This window comes from Rheinheimera sp. (genome assembly GCF_036568245.1).
In the GTDB taxonomy this organism is placed as follows: domain Bacteria; phylum Pseudomonadota; class Gammaproteobacteria; order Enterobacterales; family Alteromonadaceae; genus Alishewanella.
In genome coordinates, this window is sequence record NZ_DATCSY010000398.1 from 1 (window position 1) to 14,049 (window position 14,049).

The 14,049-nt window shown below is 51.0% G+C and carries 18 protein-coding genes; 2 read left to right on the top strand and 16 right to left on the bottom strand.

Annotation, left to right across the window (positions count from 1 at the left end; genetic code table 11):
- From ccmI to ccmA, 9 genes are all read right to left on the bottom strand, one after another.
- The coding region (ccmI, locus tag VIN66_RS17875) for a c-type cytochrome biogenesis protein CcmI (protein ID WP_331925247.1) at window positions 1–669 on the bottom strand (669 nt) is incomplete at its 3' end.
- Window positions 666–1,139 (bottom strand): cytochrome c-type biogenesis protein, encoded by a 474-nt coding sequence (locus VIN66_RS17880; RefSeq protein ID WP_331925248.1) that lies wholly within the window; start codon window positions 1,137–1,139, stop codon window positions 666–668. The genes VIN66_RS17880 and ccmI, both read right to left, overlap by 4 nt.
- Window positions 1,136–1,708, bottom strand: coding sequence for a DsbE family thiol:disulfide interchange protein (locus VIN66_RS17885; protein ID WP_331925249.1), 573 nt, complete (start codon window positions 1,706–1,708; stop codon window positions 1,136–1,138). The genes VIN66_RS17880 and VIN66_RS17885 overlap by 4 nt, the downstream gene beginning before the upstream one ends.
- A complete protein-coding gene (locus VIN66_RS17890; protein ID WP_331925250.1) occupies window positions 1,701–3,659 on the bottom strand; it encodes a heme lyase CcmF/NrfE family subunit in 1,959 nt (652 codons plus the stop codon). Before VIN66_RS17890 ends, VIN66_RS17885 begins: the two co-directional genes overlap by 8 nt.
- Window positions 3,660–4,160: a cytochrome c maturation protein CcmE gene (gene ccmE / locus VIN66_RS17895; protein WP_331925251.1), complete on the bottom strand. Its 501-nt coding sequence runs from the start codon at window positions 4,158–4,160 to the stop codon at window positions 3,660–3,662.
- Window positions 4,160–4,360, bottom strand: coding sequence for a heme exporter protein CcmD (gene ccmD / locus VIN66_RS17900; protein WP_331925252.1), 201 nt, complete (start codon window positions 4,358–4,360; stop codon window positions 4,160–4,162). The genes ccmE and ccmD overlap by 1 nt, the downstream gene beginning before the upstream one ends.
- Before the next feature lie 2 nt (window positions 4,361–4,362).
- Entirely contained in the window at window positions 4,363–5,097 is a 735-nt protein-coding gene (locus VIN66_RS17905; protein WP_331925253.1) for a heme ABC transporter permease, read from the bottom strand.
- A 1-nt stretch (window position 5,098) separates the two neighbouring features.
- Window positions 5,099–5,764 (bottom strand): heme exporter protein CcmB, encoded by a 666-nt coding sequence (ccmB, locus tag VIN66_RS17910; protein ID WP_331925254.1) that lies wholly within the window; start codon window positions 5,762–5,764, stop codon window positions 5,099–5,101.
- Window positions 5,758–6,456 (bottom strand): cytochrome c biogenesis heme-transporting ATPase CcmA, encoded by a 699-nt coding sequence (gene ccmA, locus VIN66_RS17915; RefSeq protein WP_331925255.1) that lies wholly within the window; start codon window positions 6,454–6,456, stop codon window positions 5,758–5,760. Before ccmA ends, ccmB begins: the two co-directional genes overlap by 7 nt.
- A gap of 67 nt (window positions 6,457–6,523) precedes the next feature.
- Here ccmA and VIN66_RS17920 point away from each other — a divergent pair, with 67 nt between their 5' ends.
- Together VIN66_RS17920 and VIN66_RS17925 are read left to right on the top strand one after the other, a co-directional pair.
- Entirely contained in the window at window positions 6,524–8,362 is a 1,839-nt protein-coding gene (locus VIN66_RS17920; protein ID WP_331925256.1) for a flagellar hook-length control protein FliK, read from the top strand.
- A gap of 9 nt (window positions 8,363–8,371) precedes the next feature.
- Entirely contained in the window at window positions 8,372–8,680 is a 309-nt protein-coding gene (locus VIN66_RS17925) for an EscU/YscU/HrcU family type III secretion system export apparatus switch protein (protein WP_331925257.1), read from the top strand.
- 41 nt (window positions 8,681–8,721) lie between these two features.
- On the opposite strand, the gene VIN66_RS17930 is transcribed toward VIN66_RS17925, so the two are convergent.
- The 7 genes from VIN66_RS17930 to VIN66_RS17960 form a co-directional block, all read right to left on the bottom strand.
- The gene (locus tag VIN66_RS17930) at window positions 8,722–9,171 is read right to left on the bottom strand and encodes a DUF2802 domain-containing protein (protein ID WP_331925258.1); all 450 of its coding nucleotides are present in this window, start codon (window positions 9,169–9,171) and stop codon (window positions 8,722–8,724) included.
- Window positions 9,172–9,173: 2 nt separating this feature from the next.
- A complete protein-coding gene (locus VIN66_RS17935; RefSeq protein ID WP_331925259.1) occupies window positions 9,174–9,668 on the bottom strand; it encodes a chemotaxis protein CheW in 495 nt (164 codons plus the stop codon).
- Window positions 9,669–9,697: 29 nt separating this feature from the next.
- On the bottom strand, window positions 9,698–10,513 hold the full coding sequence (locus VIN66_RS17940; protein WP_331925260.1) for a chemotaxis protein CheW: 816 nt from the start codon (window positions 10,511–10,513) through the stop codon (window positions 9,698–9,700).
- Window positions 10,510–11,292: a ParA family protein gene (locus VIN66_RS17945; protein ID WP_331925261.1), complete on the bottom strand. Its 783-nt coding sequence runs from the start codon at window positions 11,290–11,292 to the stop codon at window positions 10,510–10,512. Before VIN66_RS17945 ends, VIN66_RS17940 begins: the two co-directional genes overlap by 4 nt.
- A gap of 1 nt (window position 11,293) precedes the next feature.
- Entirely contained in the window at window positions 11,294–12,283 is a 990-nt protein-coding gene (locus tag VIN66_RS17950; protein ID WP_331925262.1) for a flagellar motor protein MotB, read from the bottom strand.
- Between the two features lie 5 nt (window positions 12,284–12,288).
- Complete coding sequence (locus tag VIN66_RS17955) at window positions 12,289–13,032, bottom strand: flagellar motor protein (RefSeq protein WP_331925263.1); 744 nt, start codon at window positions 13,030–13,032, stop codon at window positions 12,289–12,291.
- The coding region (locus VIN66_RS17960; RefSeq protein WP_331925264.1) for a chemotaxis response regulator protein-glutamate methylesterase at window positions 13,025–14,049 on the bottom strand (1,025 nt) is incomplete at its 5' end. The genes VIN66_RS17960 and VIN66_RS17955, both read right to left, overlap by 8 nt.

Sequence of the window (14,049 nt, forward strand, 5' to 3'; positions counted from 1 at the left end):
GCGTGCGACTGCGCGTCCGGCGCGGGCTAAACTATTGTCGTCTGCCAGCAGTATCTGCGCCTGGGCGTAGCTTAGCAGCAAAGGCGTGCGTTCGGGTGTCAGCAGCAGCGCCCGTTCAAATGCAGCGACGGCCTGCTCCACTGCGCCTTGTGATAAACGTATACGGCCAAGCAGCATCCAGGCAACAGCATCATCGCCTTCGTTAGCCAGGCGGGTGCGCAGTGCCAAAGCAAAGCGTTCAACCTCTTGCTCAGACAATGGCTCTCCCTGATTTAACAGTGCCCGCTCGCCATATTGCTTAAGATTCTGCTGCGCCAGCTGCCACTCCTGTAGCTGCTTATAATGCCCACTGACACTATAAATAACGCCCACCAGGCCTGCGACAATCAGTAACAGCAAAGCCGGCAGCCGCCAGCTGCTGTTGCCGTGCAAATTGTTGGCAGCATGCTGCTGTAGAAACTGGCTTTTCAGCTCCGCCGCCGCACTGTCAAAATCCTGCTCAGCCAGTTCACCGCTATCGCGCGCTAACGCCAGCAATTGCAGTCGCTCTTCAAACTGCTGAGATACGGTTTGTTGTGCTTTTTGCACAGTTTTTCTGGGCCAGAACAAACATAATGCTGTCAGCAGCAACATACTTAATGCCGCGACAAATACAGGCCAAATTATCATTTTTTACTCCGGTATCGGGCAATCAGCTTATCCAGCTCTGCGGCAGTATTTCCGGTGATGTCCTGCACCGGTTGTTTGCTTTGCTGCGAGCGGCGAAAAACGCCAACCGCTATCAGCACAAGTAACATCAACAGTGGCAGCAACCACAACCACAGCGTATAACGGTTCACCGGCGGCAGATAATGTACGAAATCACCGTACCGGTTAATCATATAATCCAGCACTTGCTGACGGTCTTTGCCTTCGCGGATCAGCTGATATGTTTTTTCGCGCATATCCACCGCAACCACAGCGTGCGAATCGGCGATATTCTGGTTCTGACACTGTGGGCAGCGTAACTCTGCAGTCAGTTGCTGATACAGCTCGCGCTGCGCATCATTGTCAAACTGCAATACTTCCTGCGCCTTAAGATCGGCACTGAACATTCCGCCAGACAGAACCAGCAGTAAAGCGGCTAAAACCGTTTTCATTGGCTACTCCACTGCTGATAAAGCGGTGCCAGCTTACTGCGCCATACTGCCGGGTTAATGTCGCCAATATGGTGCGCCCGCACTATGCCGTCTGCATCGACAATAAAGGTTTCAGGTGCACCACTGACCCCCAGATCAAGCGATACACTGCGCGTAAGGTCGAGCATATTAAACTGATACGGGTCGCCCTGCTGCTGCAGTTTCTGCTGCACTTCCTGCTGCAACACGGCTAAATCAAAGGGTGCATCAAACGCCGGATCGCGCGGTAGCTCGTAATACAGCCCGACAATCTTCACGCCCTGCTGACGTAGCTCACTCAGATAACCAAGTTCAGCATTACAGGTCGGGCACCAGGTGCCCCAGACGTTTAATAAAAATACTTCACCTTTTAATTTTTCCGGTGTCCAGATGGTATCGGGCTGCATTAAATCAGCCAGCGCAAAATTGGGTAACGCTTTATTCAGACTGGCAGACTCCCGCTCACGCGGATCGGAAAAAAGCCCACTTAATAAAAACAGTGCTAACGCCAGAAATGCCAGCAATGGCACATAAAACAGTACTTTACGCATGGCTTACTCCCGGTTCTGTTATTTTGCGCCGGTAGCGTTTATCGGCCAGTGCCAGCAAAGCACCTATAGCCATAAGCAGGCCGCCAAGCCAAATCCAGCGCACGAAGGGCTTAACCTGGATACGAAGCGCCCAGGCGTTATCTGGCAACTCTTCGCCAAGCGATACGTATAGATCCCGGCTTAAACGGGCATGCACGGCAGATTCTGTCATGACCGTGCGCTGGATACGGTAAAAACGCTTTTCGGCATGCAGGTGGGTAACATAGTTTCCATGCTGGCGCACATCAAGCTCAGCCGCCTGACCACCATAGTTAGGGCCGTTCAGATCATACACCTCTGTCAGTGTGAACTGATAACCGGCAACTTCAGCAGTATCACCTTCTTGCATGCGCACATCGCGCTCGATGGTGTAGGTTTTGGTCATTGCCACACCTATCACTAACACCGCGAAACCGATATGCGCAACCGTCATACCATAATGGCTGGCGTTCAGTTTGGTAAGGCCCTTACTGACGGATCCGAACTGGCGCGCACGCAGCATCACCTCGGCCAGGGCTGATATGCCCACCCAGGCACCTAATAACATGCCAAGCAGTGCCAGATTCGCCTGTACACTTTGCATACTGGCCAGTACGCCCAGTGCTATCATCAACGCCGCAACCGCAACCAACCCAAGCGGACGGACTAATGGCAGCACTTGTTGCTGCTTCCAGCGCACCCAGGGACCAAGCCCGAGTAACAGGGCAAAAGGTATGGTCAGGTAATAAAACATCTGATTAAAGAATGGCTCTCCGATAGAAATAGACCCTAACCCCAGTTCTTTATGAAACAGCGGGAATAAGGTACCAAGGAAAACAATCAGGCAGGCTGTCAGCAGGAAAATATTATTGCCCCACAGCAACATTTCCCGCGAAAACAGCTGATAACGCGCCTGACTGCGTACAGAATTCATCCGGCTGCCATAGAGCAGTAATGAGCCGCCGACCACAACCAGCAAAAATGCCAACAGATAAAGGCCGCGGCCCGGATCTGTCGCAAAAGAATGTACCGACACTAATACGCCCGAGCGCACCAAAAAAGCCCCGACCAAACTGAGCGCAAAGGCTGCCAGTGCCAGCAGTACTGTCCAACTTTTAAAGGTACCGCGTTTTTCTGTTACTGCCAGGCTATGGATCAGTGCTGTACCGGCCAACCAGGGCATAAAAGAGGCATTTTCAACCGGGTCCCAGAACCACCAGCCGCCCCAACCCAGTTCGTTATAAGCCCACCAGCTGCCGAGCATAATCCCCAGCGTCAGAAACAACCAGGCCGACAGCGCCCAGGGCCTCACCCAACGGGCCCAGACACTGTCAAAGCGACCGCTGATTAACGCTGCCAGCGCAAAGGCAAAGGCTACGGCAAAACCGACATAGCCCATGTACAATGTCGGCGGGTGCATGATCATGCCAAAATCCTGCAATAACGGGTTCAGGTCCCTCCCCTCTACCGGATAAAACGGCAAACTGCGGGCAAAGGGGTTTGACATAAACAGCGAAAACGCCATAAAGCCAGCGCTGATAAGCCCCAAAATACCTAAAATCCGCCCTTGCAGCAGTAAAGGCAATGCCTTGGAAAACTGCGCGACCAGTGCTGTCCAACCAGCCAGCATCAGTACCCACAGCAACATTGAGCCCTCGTGCGAACCGAAACTGGCGGTTACCTGATAATACCAGGGCAACGTAGAGCTGGAGTTTTGCGCCACATTGATGACAGTAAAGTCACTGGTACGAAATGCATACACCAGCGCCGCCATCGCCAGCAGACTGAATATAAACTGGCCAAATGCCAGTGGCTTGGCCAGCAACAACATATTCTGGCGCGCGGTAAAACTGCCATACAACGGCACGACGGCCAGCAGCAAAGACAGAGCAAAAGCAAACGTAAGGGCCAGCTGACCGGCTTCAGCGATCATCTAGTAACGTCCTTCTTTTGCTTGCGTTTCGCCAGCGCTTTGCTGCGATGGCGGTACATGTTTAATCCCTTTTAGCGCTTCTGCTACTTCTGGCGGCATATACTCTTCATCGTGTTTCGCCAATACTTCGCTGGCGTCAATAGTGGTCGCATCAACCAGGATACCCTGAGCAACTATACCCTGCCCTTCACGGAATAAATCCGGCAATATGCCTTCGTAGGTCACCCGCACCAGCGGGCCGGTATCAACCAGATCAAAACTGACTTTGAGCGAATTAGGATCGCGCTGCACTGAACCTGGCACCACCATACCGCCGATACGTAAACGCTGGCCGGGTACCGGTTTCACTTTGTCTTTGCCAAGCCCTTCAACTAATTGCGATGGGGTATAGAACAAATCAATATTCTGCTGCAGTGCATATAACATCGCTGCTACGGCGCCGGTTAACAGCGCAATAACCAGTATTACCGCCGCTAACCGCTTCTGACGTCTTGGTTGCATTATTTAACTTGCTCCTGATACTGCTTCACACGCTGCTCGCGGGCCAGTCGGGCTGACAAATTGCGTTTGAACTGCTTATGCTGATAATGGCTGTAGCCGGTAAGCAGCGCCAGCAATGCGTAGGTAATTCCAAATGATAACCAGACAAAAAGGCCATAACCGCCCATTGCCCAGAACTCTGTCATCGACTGAAAATACATAGTTACTCCTCTACCAAGGCTTTCACCCAGGGCCGGTGCTGCTCGTTTTGCAATATTGCAGTACGCAACCGCAGGCACACCAGAGCCAGCATCAATACTTTAAACGCAAAAATACTGATCAGCAGTGGCCATAGCATGCTGGGATCAATAGATGGTTTGGCAAATTTGGTGATAGACGCGCCCTGATGCAAAGTGTTCCACCATTCCACTGAAAAATGGATAACCGGCAGGTTAATAACACCAATTACCGCCAGTAAAGAGGCCGCTTTGGCACCGGTCTGGCGATCAGAAAAGGCGCCACTGAGCGCGATAACGCCTAAATACAAAAATAACAGAATCAGCTCTGACGTCAGTCTGGCATCCCATACCCACCAGGTGCCCCACATAGGTTTGCCCCACGCCATACCGGTTATCAGGGCTATAGCAGTATAGACCGCCCCTATCGGCGCTATTGCAGTAACTGACCACTGCGCAACCTTAACCTGCCATACCAGAGCAATAAAGGCCGCAATCGCCATAGCAGAGTAAGTGCCCATCGACATAATCGCCGATGGCACGTGAATATGAATGATACGGTAGCTGTCGCCTTGCTGATAATCAGGCGGGGTAAATGCCAGCCCCCAGATATTGCCAAGGGCTAACAGGGCAACGCCAGACAGCATTAACCACGGATAGAAACGGCCACACAACCGGTATACGGTTTCAGGCTTGGCGTAAGGATGCAACCACTTAAACATATCAGCTCACATTCAGTTTTAATGCGCTAATCACCGCCAATGGGATGAGCGCCATTGCAAACAATAACATGGCCAGCATAATAGCGAGCTGACCATGATAAGGCAGCCCCATTGCCGCAGCTTCCATTGCAGAGCTGGCAAAAATCAGCAAAGGAATATACAGCGGCAGAATAAGCAGTGCCAGTAAAATACCACCTTTGTCGGCAGATACCGTCAGTGCCGCGCCCATAACACTGAGCAGACTGAGTAGCGGCGTCCCCAGCAGCAATGTCAGTAACATTGCCACAAACTCGGCACTGTTGATATTAAGCAGTAACGCCACCAGTGGCGATAGCAGCACCAGCGGCAAACCGGTACTGAGCCAGTTGGTGAACAACTTGGCCAGCACAAAGCTCAGCAATGGCTGACGCGCTGCGACCAGTTGCTCAACCACGCCATTACGATAATCGTCTTTAAACAACCGTTCCGCGGCCAGCAGTACACTTAGCAAGGCAGCGATCCAGACAATGCCGGGTGCCATCAGGCGCAGTAAGTTGGGCTCAGGCCCCACGCCCAGTGGGAACAAACTCAGGACAATCACAAAAAACAACACCGGATTAAGCCAGTCTGCTTTTTGCCGCGCCAGCAAACGCAGCTCCCGCTGCACAAAACTACTCAGTGCTACCATCGGTACGCCAGCTCCAGTGTGGTTTGGCGGGCAAATGCCATGCTGAGGCTTTGATGAGTTGTCAGCACAATGGCGCCGCCTTGTTGCAAATGCTCTGCAAAATGTTGCTGTAGCATGGCGATAGCGGTTTGATCTAACGCAGTGAAGGGTTCATCCAGTATCCATAACTGACGCCTGGTGAACCATAACCTTGCCAGTGATACCCGGCGCTGTTGCCCTGCCGACAACATTCGGCAGGGAATATCCTCCAGCCCTGCCAACCCAAGCCTGGCCAGCAACGCGAAATCATCGGCCTGTGCTATCCCCGACGCAGAACGCCAGAAACTGAGGTTCTCCAGTGCTGTCAATTGCTCATGAATGCCGCTTTGGTGGCCGATATAACAAAGATTAGCGGCATAATCACTGCTTACCGATGTTAACGGATGCTGGTGGTAGGACAGCACGCCATCATCAGGTGCTACAAGGGCAGCCAGAATGCGCAGCAGCGAGCTTTTACCGGCGCCATTTTTTCCGGCGATCTGAACTAACTCGCCCGCATGCACCCTGACATCCAGCTGCTCAAACAGCACCCTGTCCTGGCGGATACAACACAGGCCAGCGCCATGCAACAGCAATTCGTCGGTGGGTACGGGATAAGGTTGTGGTGTGCTCACTAATCTCTGGCTATCGACGACAGTAAAAATTGGGCGCATATTACCACACTGACGGCATAATACGAATGCGGTGGAATATCTGAGTGAAGGAAAAACAGGTAAAAATATGAACCAGATCAATCTGGATAAGCTATTACAACTGGCTCCCGGCGCCACTGCGGACACCGGCGCGTTGAAGCTTGTTGTTGCACAGGTATATCAGGGGCAGATCCAGCAGCTGAGCAGCGAGGGTTTTCGCCTACAACTTCCTTCACCACAGGGTACATTACAGATAGATCTGCCGGCATCGGCTTCCGCCTCGCTGCAACAACTGGTGCAGCGCAATCTGACCGAACAAATACAGAATCCAGCGACACAGCAACAACTTGCTCACAACGCGCGGCTGCAAAAGTTACCGGTACAAGTACAGTTTCAGCCACAACCTGATGGTCAGATAAGGCTTAGTCTGCAAAACAGCGCAGCACCGGTTACGCTGACACTGCAGCCACAACAACTGCGGGCGCTGCTGATTGCTTTGTACAGCAACCAGAGCACTGCCACTTTACTTAAAAGCAATGACATCAATAGCAGCGCAGCGCTGGTTACCGCTAAACTGCAGACTCAGGGCAACAACTTTATGGTACAGCTGCCCGCACTACCGGCTCTGCCAATGAAAGCTGACGCACAAAGCAGCCTGGCAAATGCCCTTAGCAGCAGCCATTCAAATCAACTGACCGTAGTGTTACAGCTTACCAGTAATGATAAAACGGTCAGTGCGAATCTGTTACTCGGCGCAGCACAGGGGCAACCCCCTGGCGTTACTCTGCTTGATAAGCCTCAACAACAGATACTGATGCGCCAGCTATTCCACGCTTTCAATCAGCTGCAACTCAATACCACCAATAGCCAACATCCGGTAATGCCAATATTGAAACCGGTTATTGCTGCCCGTACCGACATTTCCGGCAGCTATCAGCTACAGCTACAGCCATCTGCCCAACCCGCACAGCTACAGCTGATACCACAAAAAACTCAGCTGCAACTTTCAGTATCACCACAGGATAGCAACCGCGCGCTGCAGTTTGTCGCGCCGGGAGCCAGCAGCCAGACTGCAACAATGAAGCCACAACCTAGCGCGCACAGCCTGGAGCAAGTGGTACAGCAGGCCTGGCGCAATCTGTTGCCTCTGTTATCCAGCCGCGCTGACCTGTTAGCAGAGCTGCCTGAACTGCCACCACCGGTGCAGCAAGTACTACAACTGGTCAGGCAAAGTCAGCCGGATGGCGGTAAAGTCTTAACTGCCGCTCAACTGGTCTCGCAACTACAAAGCCTGTTGCAGTTTCAGCCGCTGCAAAACCAACCAAATGTTCAGACCAGTGGTGGCGCACTGGCGGTAGCGATTCAGTTACTGCTTGGTCATCTGATGCAAAAGCCACAAAATGCGGCACTACAACCTGCAAACCAAAAACTGGCCCAGTTGATTAATACCCTGGAGCCAGCTCAAGCCAGCAACCTGCTTCGCCAGCTAGCCAGCCATAGCAGTGCCTTACAACAAAGCCAACTGGCAACCCTGGACAGTAATCAGGCTACACAACAGCATCTGTTACTGCAGCTGCCGCTGCAACAGGGCGATCAGTCGGTATTTAGCCAGATACAATTAGAACAGCGTGAGGCAGACGGCAAACAGCAGCAAGGGAAAGAGACACAGTGGCAACTGACAATGCGGTTTGAACTACAACAACTGGGGTCGCTGCTGGTCGTAGCCAAGCTGCAACAACAGCAACTACAGTTACAGTTTTACACTGAGCAGCAAGAAGCAAAGCTGCTGGCGGACCGCTTCTTACCCATACTGAAAGATCGTTGTACTATGCAGGGCCTGGTCGTTAGTGAAGCAGAGTGCGTGCTGGGGAAAATTCCGGACACTTTGCTGCCCCGGGCTAACAGTTTGCTGGCAATAAAGGTGTGATAAAACAGAATGACTGATGATAAACCATATAAAACCGCGACCGCACTGCAATATGCCGATAAACAGGCGCCCACTATTACAGCAAAGGGTCATGGCGATCTGGCCGATGATATCGTTGCACTGGCGCGGGAGCACGGTGTGCTGATACATCAGGACGAAGAGTTAAGCAAACTGTTGAGTCAGCTGGAGCTTGGGGAGCAAATCCCCCCGCAGCTTTATATTGTCATTGCAGAATTAATAGCGTTTTCGTATGTACTACAGGGCAAGTTCCCCAAAGACTGGCATAACATACATCAACGAATTGATTTTAAAACATAAAATTATATCGCGACACCCACAATGTCTGCTGAGAACTTCCGCTATAACTGTCTTTTTTGCTGATGCAGATTAAACAGTAACTCTGCTTCCGCTCTGGGTAATTCGCATTCGCGCATGATTTCATCCAGATCTGCACCCAGCTGTACCATTTTCATCGCCCGGCTGTATATTTTAGATTCCGGATCAGTCATCTCCATCGCTTGTTGCTTGTCAGAAAGCTCCTGCATTGACGAGCTGAGCTGATTGCTTAGTTGAGTTAGAGTAGATTCAAGCTGCAATACCCGCTGCCCGACACCAATGATGCCAGAGCGTAATTCCTCGACTTCAAACTTAGCTTGTTCCTGCTGCCTGGCACTGAACTCAATGCGCTTCTCCAGCAGCTCAAGCTGCCCGGCCGTGCGCCGCTTCAGGCTTTGGGCCCACAGGTAAGCGGCTACAACCAACACCAGTAGCAATACAGCCTGAACTGTTACAGCGAGCCACATCATCATAGTTAGATCGAGCTGATCTCTTCCCACTCTTCATCACTAAGTAGTTTATTTAAATCTACCAGGATCAGTAGCTCACCCTCGCGGTTTGATACGCCCTGAATAAAGCGGGCACTTTCTTCTGTTCCAACATTCGGCGCGGTATCAATTTCAGAAGATTTCAGGTACACCACCTCAGCAACGCTGTCGACCAGAATACCGATAACTTGTTTTTCGGCTTCAATAATAACAATCCGGCTGTTTTCCGTGACTTCGGCAGGTTCGAGGCCAAAACGGGACCGGGTATCAATAACCGTTACCACGTTACCGCGCAAATTAATAATGCCTAATACATAGTCTGGCGAGCCGGGTACCGGTGCAATCTCGGTATAACGCAGTACTTCCTGCACCTGCATTACATTGATACCGTAGGTTTCCTCCTGCAGCTTAAATGTTACCCATTGCAACACAATGTCTGCAGCTTCACTGTTTTTAGCAGACTGCTTGGTTAAATTACTCATGCACAGCTCCTGTATTAAAACCTTCCCGTTTAGGCACTGATATCCAGACCACGGTTTAACAAATCTATCATAGCGTCAACATCTATCAGTACACACATATGTTTTTTAATAAGACCAGCCATCCAGGGCCGTTTGCCACCGACTTCACGCCACTTTACATCATCCTGTTCCAGCACATAGGTATTAATCAGTGTTTCGCAACATAATCCCCAGTCACTGTTACCAAGCATAATAACATACTGATAGTTTAGCTTTTCCTGCAGCATGGCGTCATACTTTTCTGGCATGACCCAACAAGCCGTATCGACAGTATTGATTTTCTGTTCACGGTACAGCATTACACCTTTAAACCATTCCGGCTTACCAATCAGGCTGCTAATTTTACCCATCTGGTGAATGCCACCGAGTTCCTTCAATGGCACTGCTACTTTCAACCCGGCTACGTCAAAGAACAGCGCCTGAAATTTGCCCTGGCGATAATCCTTCAGTACCGGTGTAACAACCTGAGGTTGCTCAGGTTCTGCTTTAATTGTCGCTGCTAAACGCTCCGCTACCGGCACATCACGTTGCTGCAACTGCTGTGTTTTTTCCGCTACTGCAAAACGCTGTTTTAATGCTGCCAGAGCCTGAGCGTCCGTATCCGCTTTCGCCTGGGTTTTAGTATCCACCTGTACCGGTGCTTTTGTCACTTCAGGACTGGCCGATACGACGGCCTGTGACAAAAGCTCATTTAGCTGCTGCTTTTTCTGCTCAGCCAGCACCACCTGTTCTGTCTGCTCGTCTTCGGTTAACAAAGCAGCCAGATAATGCTGCATGACCTTCTGACTGGCGATTAAGTTGCTCATGCTGACTCCGGTGCCAACTGCAGCAGATAAGTAAGCAGCGTGTTATAAGCAAACACACCACGTGATGCCGAAGCGAACTCGCTTGGCGGTGTCTGCGCCAGACTGGCATCACGGAACTTGGTATCGACTGGTATCACTGCAGACCATACCCGGTCCTGATACTTCACCTTGAGCTCTTTATAGGCCTCAAGAGAGGCCTTGGTTCTCTTATCATACATGGTAGGGATAATAGTATAAGCGTATTCTTTTTGCTGAGAAGTACGCATCAGCGCCATTGTGGCTATCATCCGCTCCAAACCTTTCAGTGCCAGAAACTCAGTTTGCACTGGGATAAGGATCCGGTCGCAGGCGGCAATGGCATTGACCATTAACACCCCCATTACCGGCGGACAGTCGATCAGCACGTAGTCATATTCTTTCTTTATTTTCTGTAATGCCTTTTTCAGCATCAACCCCATACCACCTTTACTACCCAGAGAACGGTCCAGCGTCGCCAGTGCCATTGAAGATGGCAGTATGTCCAGATTTGCCATGCCACTGGGGCACAATGACTGCATGATCTCTTCGCTACTGATATCTTTACCGCGAATAAAGATGTCGTAAACACTGACCTCCAGCTCTTCGGCATCGATACCAAAATAGTAGGTTAGCGAAGCATGCGGGTCAGTATCGACCAATAAGACTTTATAGCCTCGTTGTGCCAGCAAGCCACCTAGCGTAACAGTAGTGGTGGTTTTACCTACACCGCCTTTCTGATTTGCAACTGTCCAAATAACCACTTCAGGGTTCCTGTTGTTCTGGCGGTACGACATCGGGGTTGTCTTCTCGCGTAGTAATACGGATGCCTCCACCGGGTAACGCTATGACTTTTATGCTGCCATCTTGCTGTGAAACCTGCTCCAACTGGCGCTGTAAAACACCGGCATCTTCAGTACGGCCTGGCGTATCACTGTTTTCTGACGCTGTTGGCGGCTGATAACCATAACGGGATATCGCGATCACAACTTTACGATTTGCCGCTCGCCCCTCTGCGCTGTCATTCTGATCAAACGGATAATACTGGCCATATCCTTCAATTGCCAGACGCTGTGGTGCTGTACCCAGTTGTTCCAGTAACCTCAGTACAGAAGTTGCCCTGCCTACTGATAATTCCCAGTTCGAGGCAAAGAGCTCATTATTGATCGGTTGATCGTCGGTATAACCACGCACCCGGATAAAGTTATTGATCGGATTAATGACACGGGTGATCTCAGTCAGCAACGTTCTGGCAGACGGTGTGGCAGTTGCACTGCCACTGGCAAACAGCAAACCACTGCTTAATTCAATAGTTAACCAGTTTTGGTCTTGCTGTAACTTTGCCAGCCCCTGCTCCAGCAAATTGGCTAACGCCTTTGTCAATTGCTGTTCTACCGATTGCAGCGGACTACCCAGCAAACGCTGTGAAACATCTGACAGACGGGTAGCATCTGCAACCAACTCAGGCCCTTTCGCCTGCTCCAAAGACGTACCGTACAGGTCAAGTTCACTTTGTTGCGCGGGAGTTGTCAGCACAGACTGCCCTGGTACACCGGTACCAGACTGCTCAGGCTTTTCGAACATCCGGGTCAGGCTGTCGGCTAATACGCTGTATTGTTCTTCTTTAACAATCGCCATCGCATACAATACAACAAAGAGTGCAAACATTAATGTCATATAGTCAGCATAAGACACCAGCCACCTGTCCAGTTGCTCTGGCTCTACCTGTGAATGCTTTTGCTTATGACGATACATAGGCGTTATCCCGGATGATAAGCAGACAGCTTACGCTCTATATTTCGGGGGTTTTCACCATGAGCGATAGACACCAGGCCTTCAATTATCAATTCATGATATAAAGTGCGTTGGTGTACCAGACTCTTTAGTTTGTTACCAACTGGAATAAACACCAGGTTGGCAAACCCTACACCGTATATGGTTGCAACAAACGCAGTCGCAATGCCCATACCGAGTAATTCCGGTTCAGAAATATTGGCCATGGCCTGGATTAACCCCAGCACTGCGCCAACGATACCGATTGTCGGGCTATAGCCGCCCATGGCTTCAAAAATACGGGCGCCACGCAATAAACGCTCCCGCTCAAGTGTTAACTCAGCGTCCAACGTGTCCTGCAAGGCGCTGGGTTCAACACCATCGACCAATAAATTAAGGCCGCGATGTAAAAATGGGTCCTGCTCCGCCAGCGCATCATTTTCCAGTGCCAGGAAACCGCTGCCACGTGCCGCGCTACCCCAGTGCACAATGCGCTCAGCGGTGTGCTCGAGTGGCACATGATTGGGCCTGATAACCCAGGGCAGCATTTTAAGCCCCAGCTGAAACTGACTTACCGGCGTTTGCAACATAACAGCGCCGATAGTTCCGCCAAACACAATCAGAAACGCAGGAAAATGCAGTAAGGTTGTAAGACTGCCGCCTTCAATAACAAAGCCACCGGCAACCGCCACTATTGCCAGCAAAAAACCACTGACAGCCAGTTTATCCATGTGTCACTTCCGTTATCAGGCGCGACGCAACGTCATTAAGGCTGACTTCCACATCCATCAACCCGGTAGCAGCTATTGCCTGAGGCATGCCATACACCACACAACTGGCTTCATCCTGAGCCCATATTTTAGAACCGGTTTGTTTAAGTAAACGGGCGCCTTCCCTGCCATCGGCTCCCATGCCGGTCAGGACAACCGCCAATACTTTATCTGCATATACTTTAGCGGCTGTGGCGAAGGTTATGTCCACGCTGGGTTTGAAAGTGATACGTGGTGAATCATCTTCTTTAACCCGCAGACGAGCCTCACGCTCACTGCCTTCAATCAGCATTTGCTTACCGCCCGGTGCCAGATAGGCAACGCCAGGCCGGAGCACATCATTATCTTTCGCCTCATATACTTCAATTTTAGCCAGTGAATTAAGGCGCTGGGCAAAAGCACCGGTAAATGCAGCGGGCATATGCTGAATCAGTACGATAGGTAACGGAAAATCGGCAGGTAGCGCGGTGATAATGCGCTGCAATGCAACCGGGCCACCGGTAGAGGTACCAATAGCCACCAATTTATACTGCTTTCCGCTTGCCTGAAAACGTGTGGTTGATGAACCAACGCGCTCACTGAGCTTAGGCCGCTCGAAGCTGCTACGCGTTAGCGCCGGCCGCTCGCTGAGCCGAGGTGCAGACGTTGACTCAGCACGTTGACTTAATGTGCTTGAAAACGTTGACCTGCCAAGTTGTCGTTTACGGGCAACGGCTCTGACTCTGTCCCGTAGTAACTGACCGGCTTCATCTTTATCGCGTGCGATGTCTTCAAACTTCTTTGGCAGAAAATCGACAGCACCAGCCTCAAGTGCATCCAGTGTCGCTTTTGCCCCTTCATGTGTTAACGACGAAAACATCAGAATTGGAATGCGCTGCTGCTGCATAATCTCACGCACGGCGGAAATGCCATCAAGTACCGGCATTTCAACATCCATCGTGATAACGTCAGGCTTAAGTGCTAACGCCTTTTCTACAG

Excerpts from the sequence above, each read along its gene's own strand:
- VIN66_RS17880 (WP_331925248.1), bottom strand. The coding sequence starts at position 1,139 with ATGAAAACGGTTTTAGCCGCTTTACTGCTGGTTCTGTCTGGCGGAATG.
- VIN66_RS17885 (WP_331925249.1), bottom strand. The coding sequence starts at position 1,708 with ATGCGTAAAGTACTGTTTTATGTGCCATTGCTGGCATTTCTGGCGTTA.
- VIN66_RS17890 (WP_331925250.1), bottom strand. The coding sequence starts at position 3,659 with ATGATCGCTGAAGCCGGTCAGCTGGCCCTTACGTTTGCTTTTGCTCTG.
- ccmE (WP_331925251.1), bottom strand. The coding sequence starts at position 4,160 with ATGCAACCAAGACGTCAGAAGCGGTTAGCGGCGGTAATACTGGTTATT.
- ccmD (WP_331925252.1), bottom strand. The coding sequence starts at position 4,360 with ATGTATTTTCAGTCGATGACAGAGTTCTGGGCAATGGGCGGTTATGGC.
- VIN66_RS17905 (WP_331925253.1), bottom strand. The coding sequence starts at position 5,097 with ATGTTTAAGTGGTTGCATCCTTACGCCAAGCCTGAAACCGTATACCGG.
- ccmB (WP_331925254.1), bottom strand. The coding sequence starts at position 5,764 with ATGGTAGCACTGAGTAGTTTTGTGCAGCGGGAGCTGCGTTTGCTGGCG.
- ccmA (WP_331925255.1), bottom strand. The coding sequence starts at position 6,456 with ATGCGCCCAATTTTTACTGTCGTCGATAGCCAGAGATTAGTGAGCACA.
- VIN66_RS17920 (WP_331925256.1), top strand. The coding sequence starts at position 6,524 with ATGAACCAGATCAATCTGGATAAGCTATTACAACTGGCTCCCGGCGCC.
- VIN66_RS17925 (WP_331925257.1), top strand. The coding sequence starts at position 8,372 with ATGACTGATGATAAACCATATAAAACCGCGACCGCACTGCAATATGCC.
- VIN66_RS17930 (WP_331925258.1), bottom strand. The coding sequence starts at position 9,171 with ATGATGATGTGGCTCGCTGTAACAGTTCAGGCTGTATTGCTACTGGTG.
- VIN66_RS17935 (WP_331925259.1), bottom strand. The coding sequence starts at position 9,668 with ATGAGTAATTTAACCAAGCAGTCTGCTAAAAACAGTGAAGCTGCAGAC.
- VIN66_RS17940 (WP_331925260.1), bottom strand. The coding sequence starts at position 10,513 with ATGAGCAACTTAATCGCCAGTCAGAAGGTCATGCAGCATTATCTGGCT.
- VIN66_RS17950 (WP_331925262.1), bottom strand. The coding sequence starts at position 12,283 with ATGTATCGTCATAAGCAAAAGCATTCACAGGTAGAGCCAGAGCAACTG.
- VIN66_RS17955 (WP_331925263.1), bottom strand. The coding sequence starts at position 13,032 with ATGGATAAACTGGCTGTCAGTGGTTTTTTGCTGGCAATAGTGGCGGTT.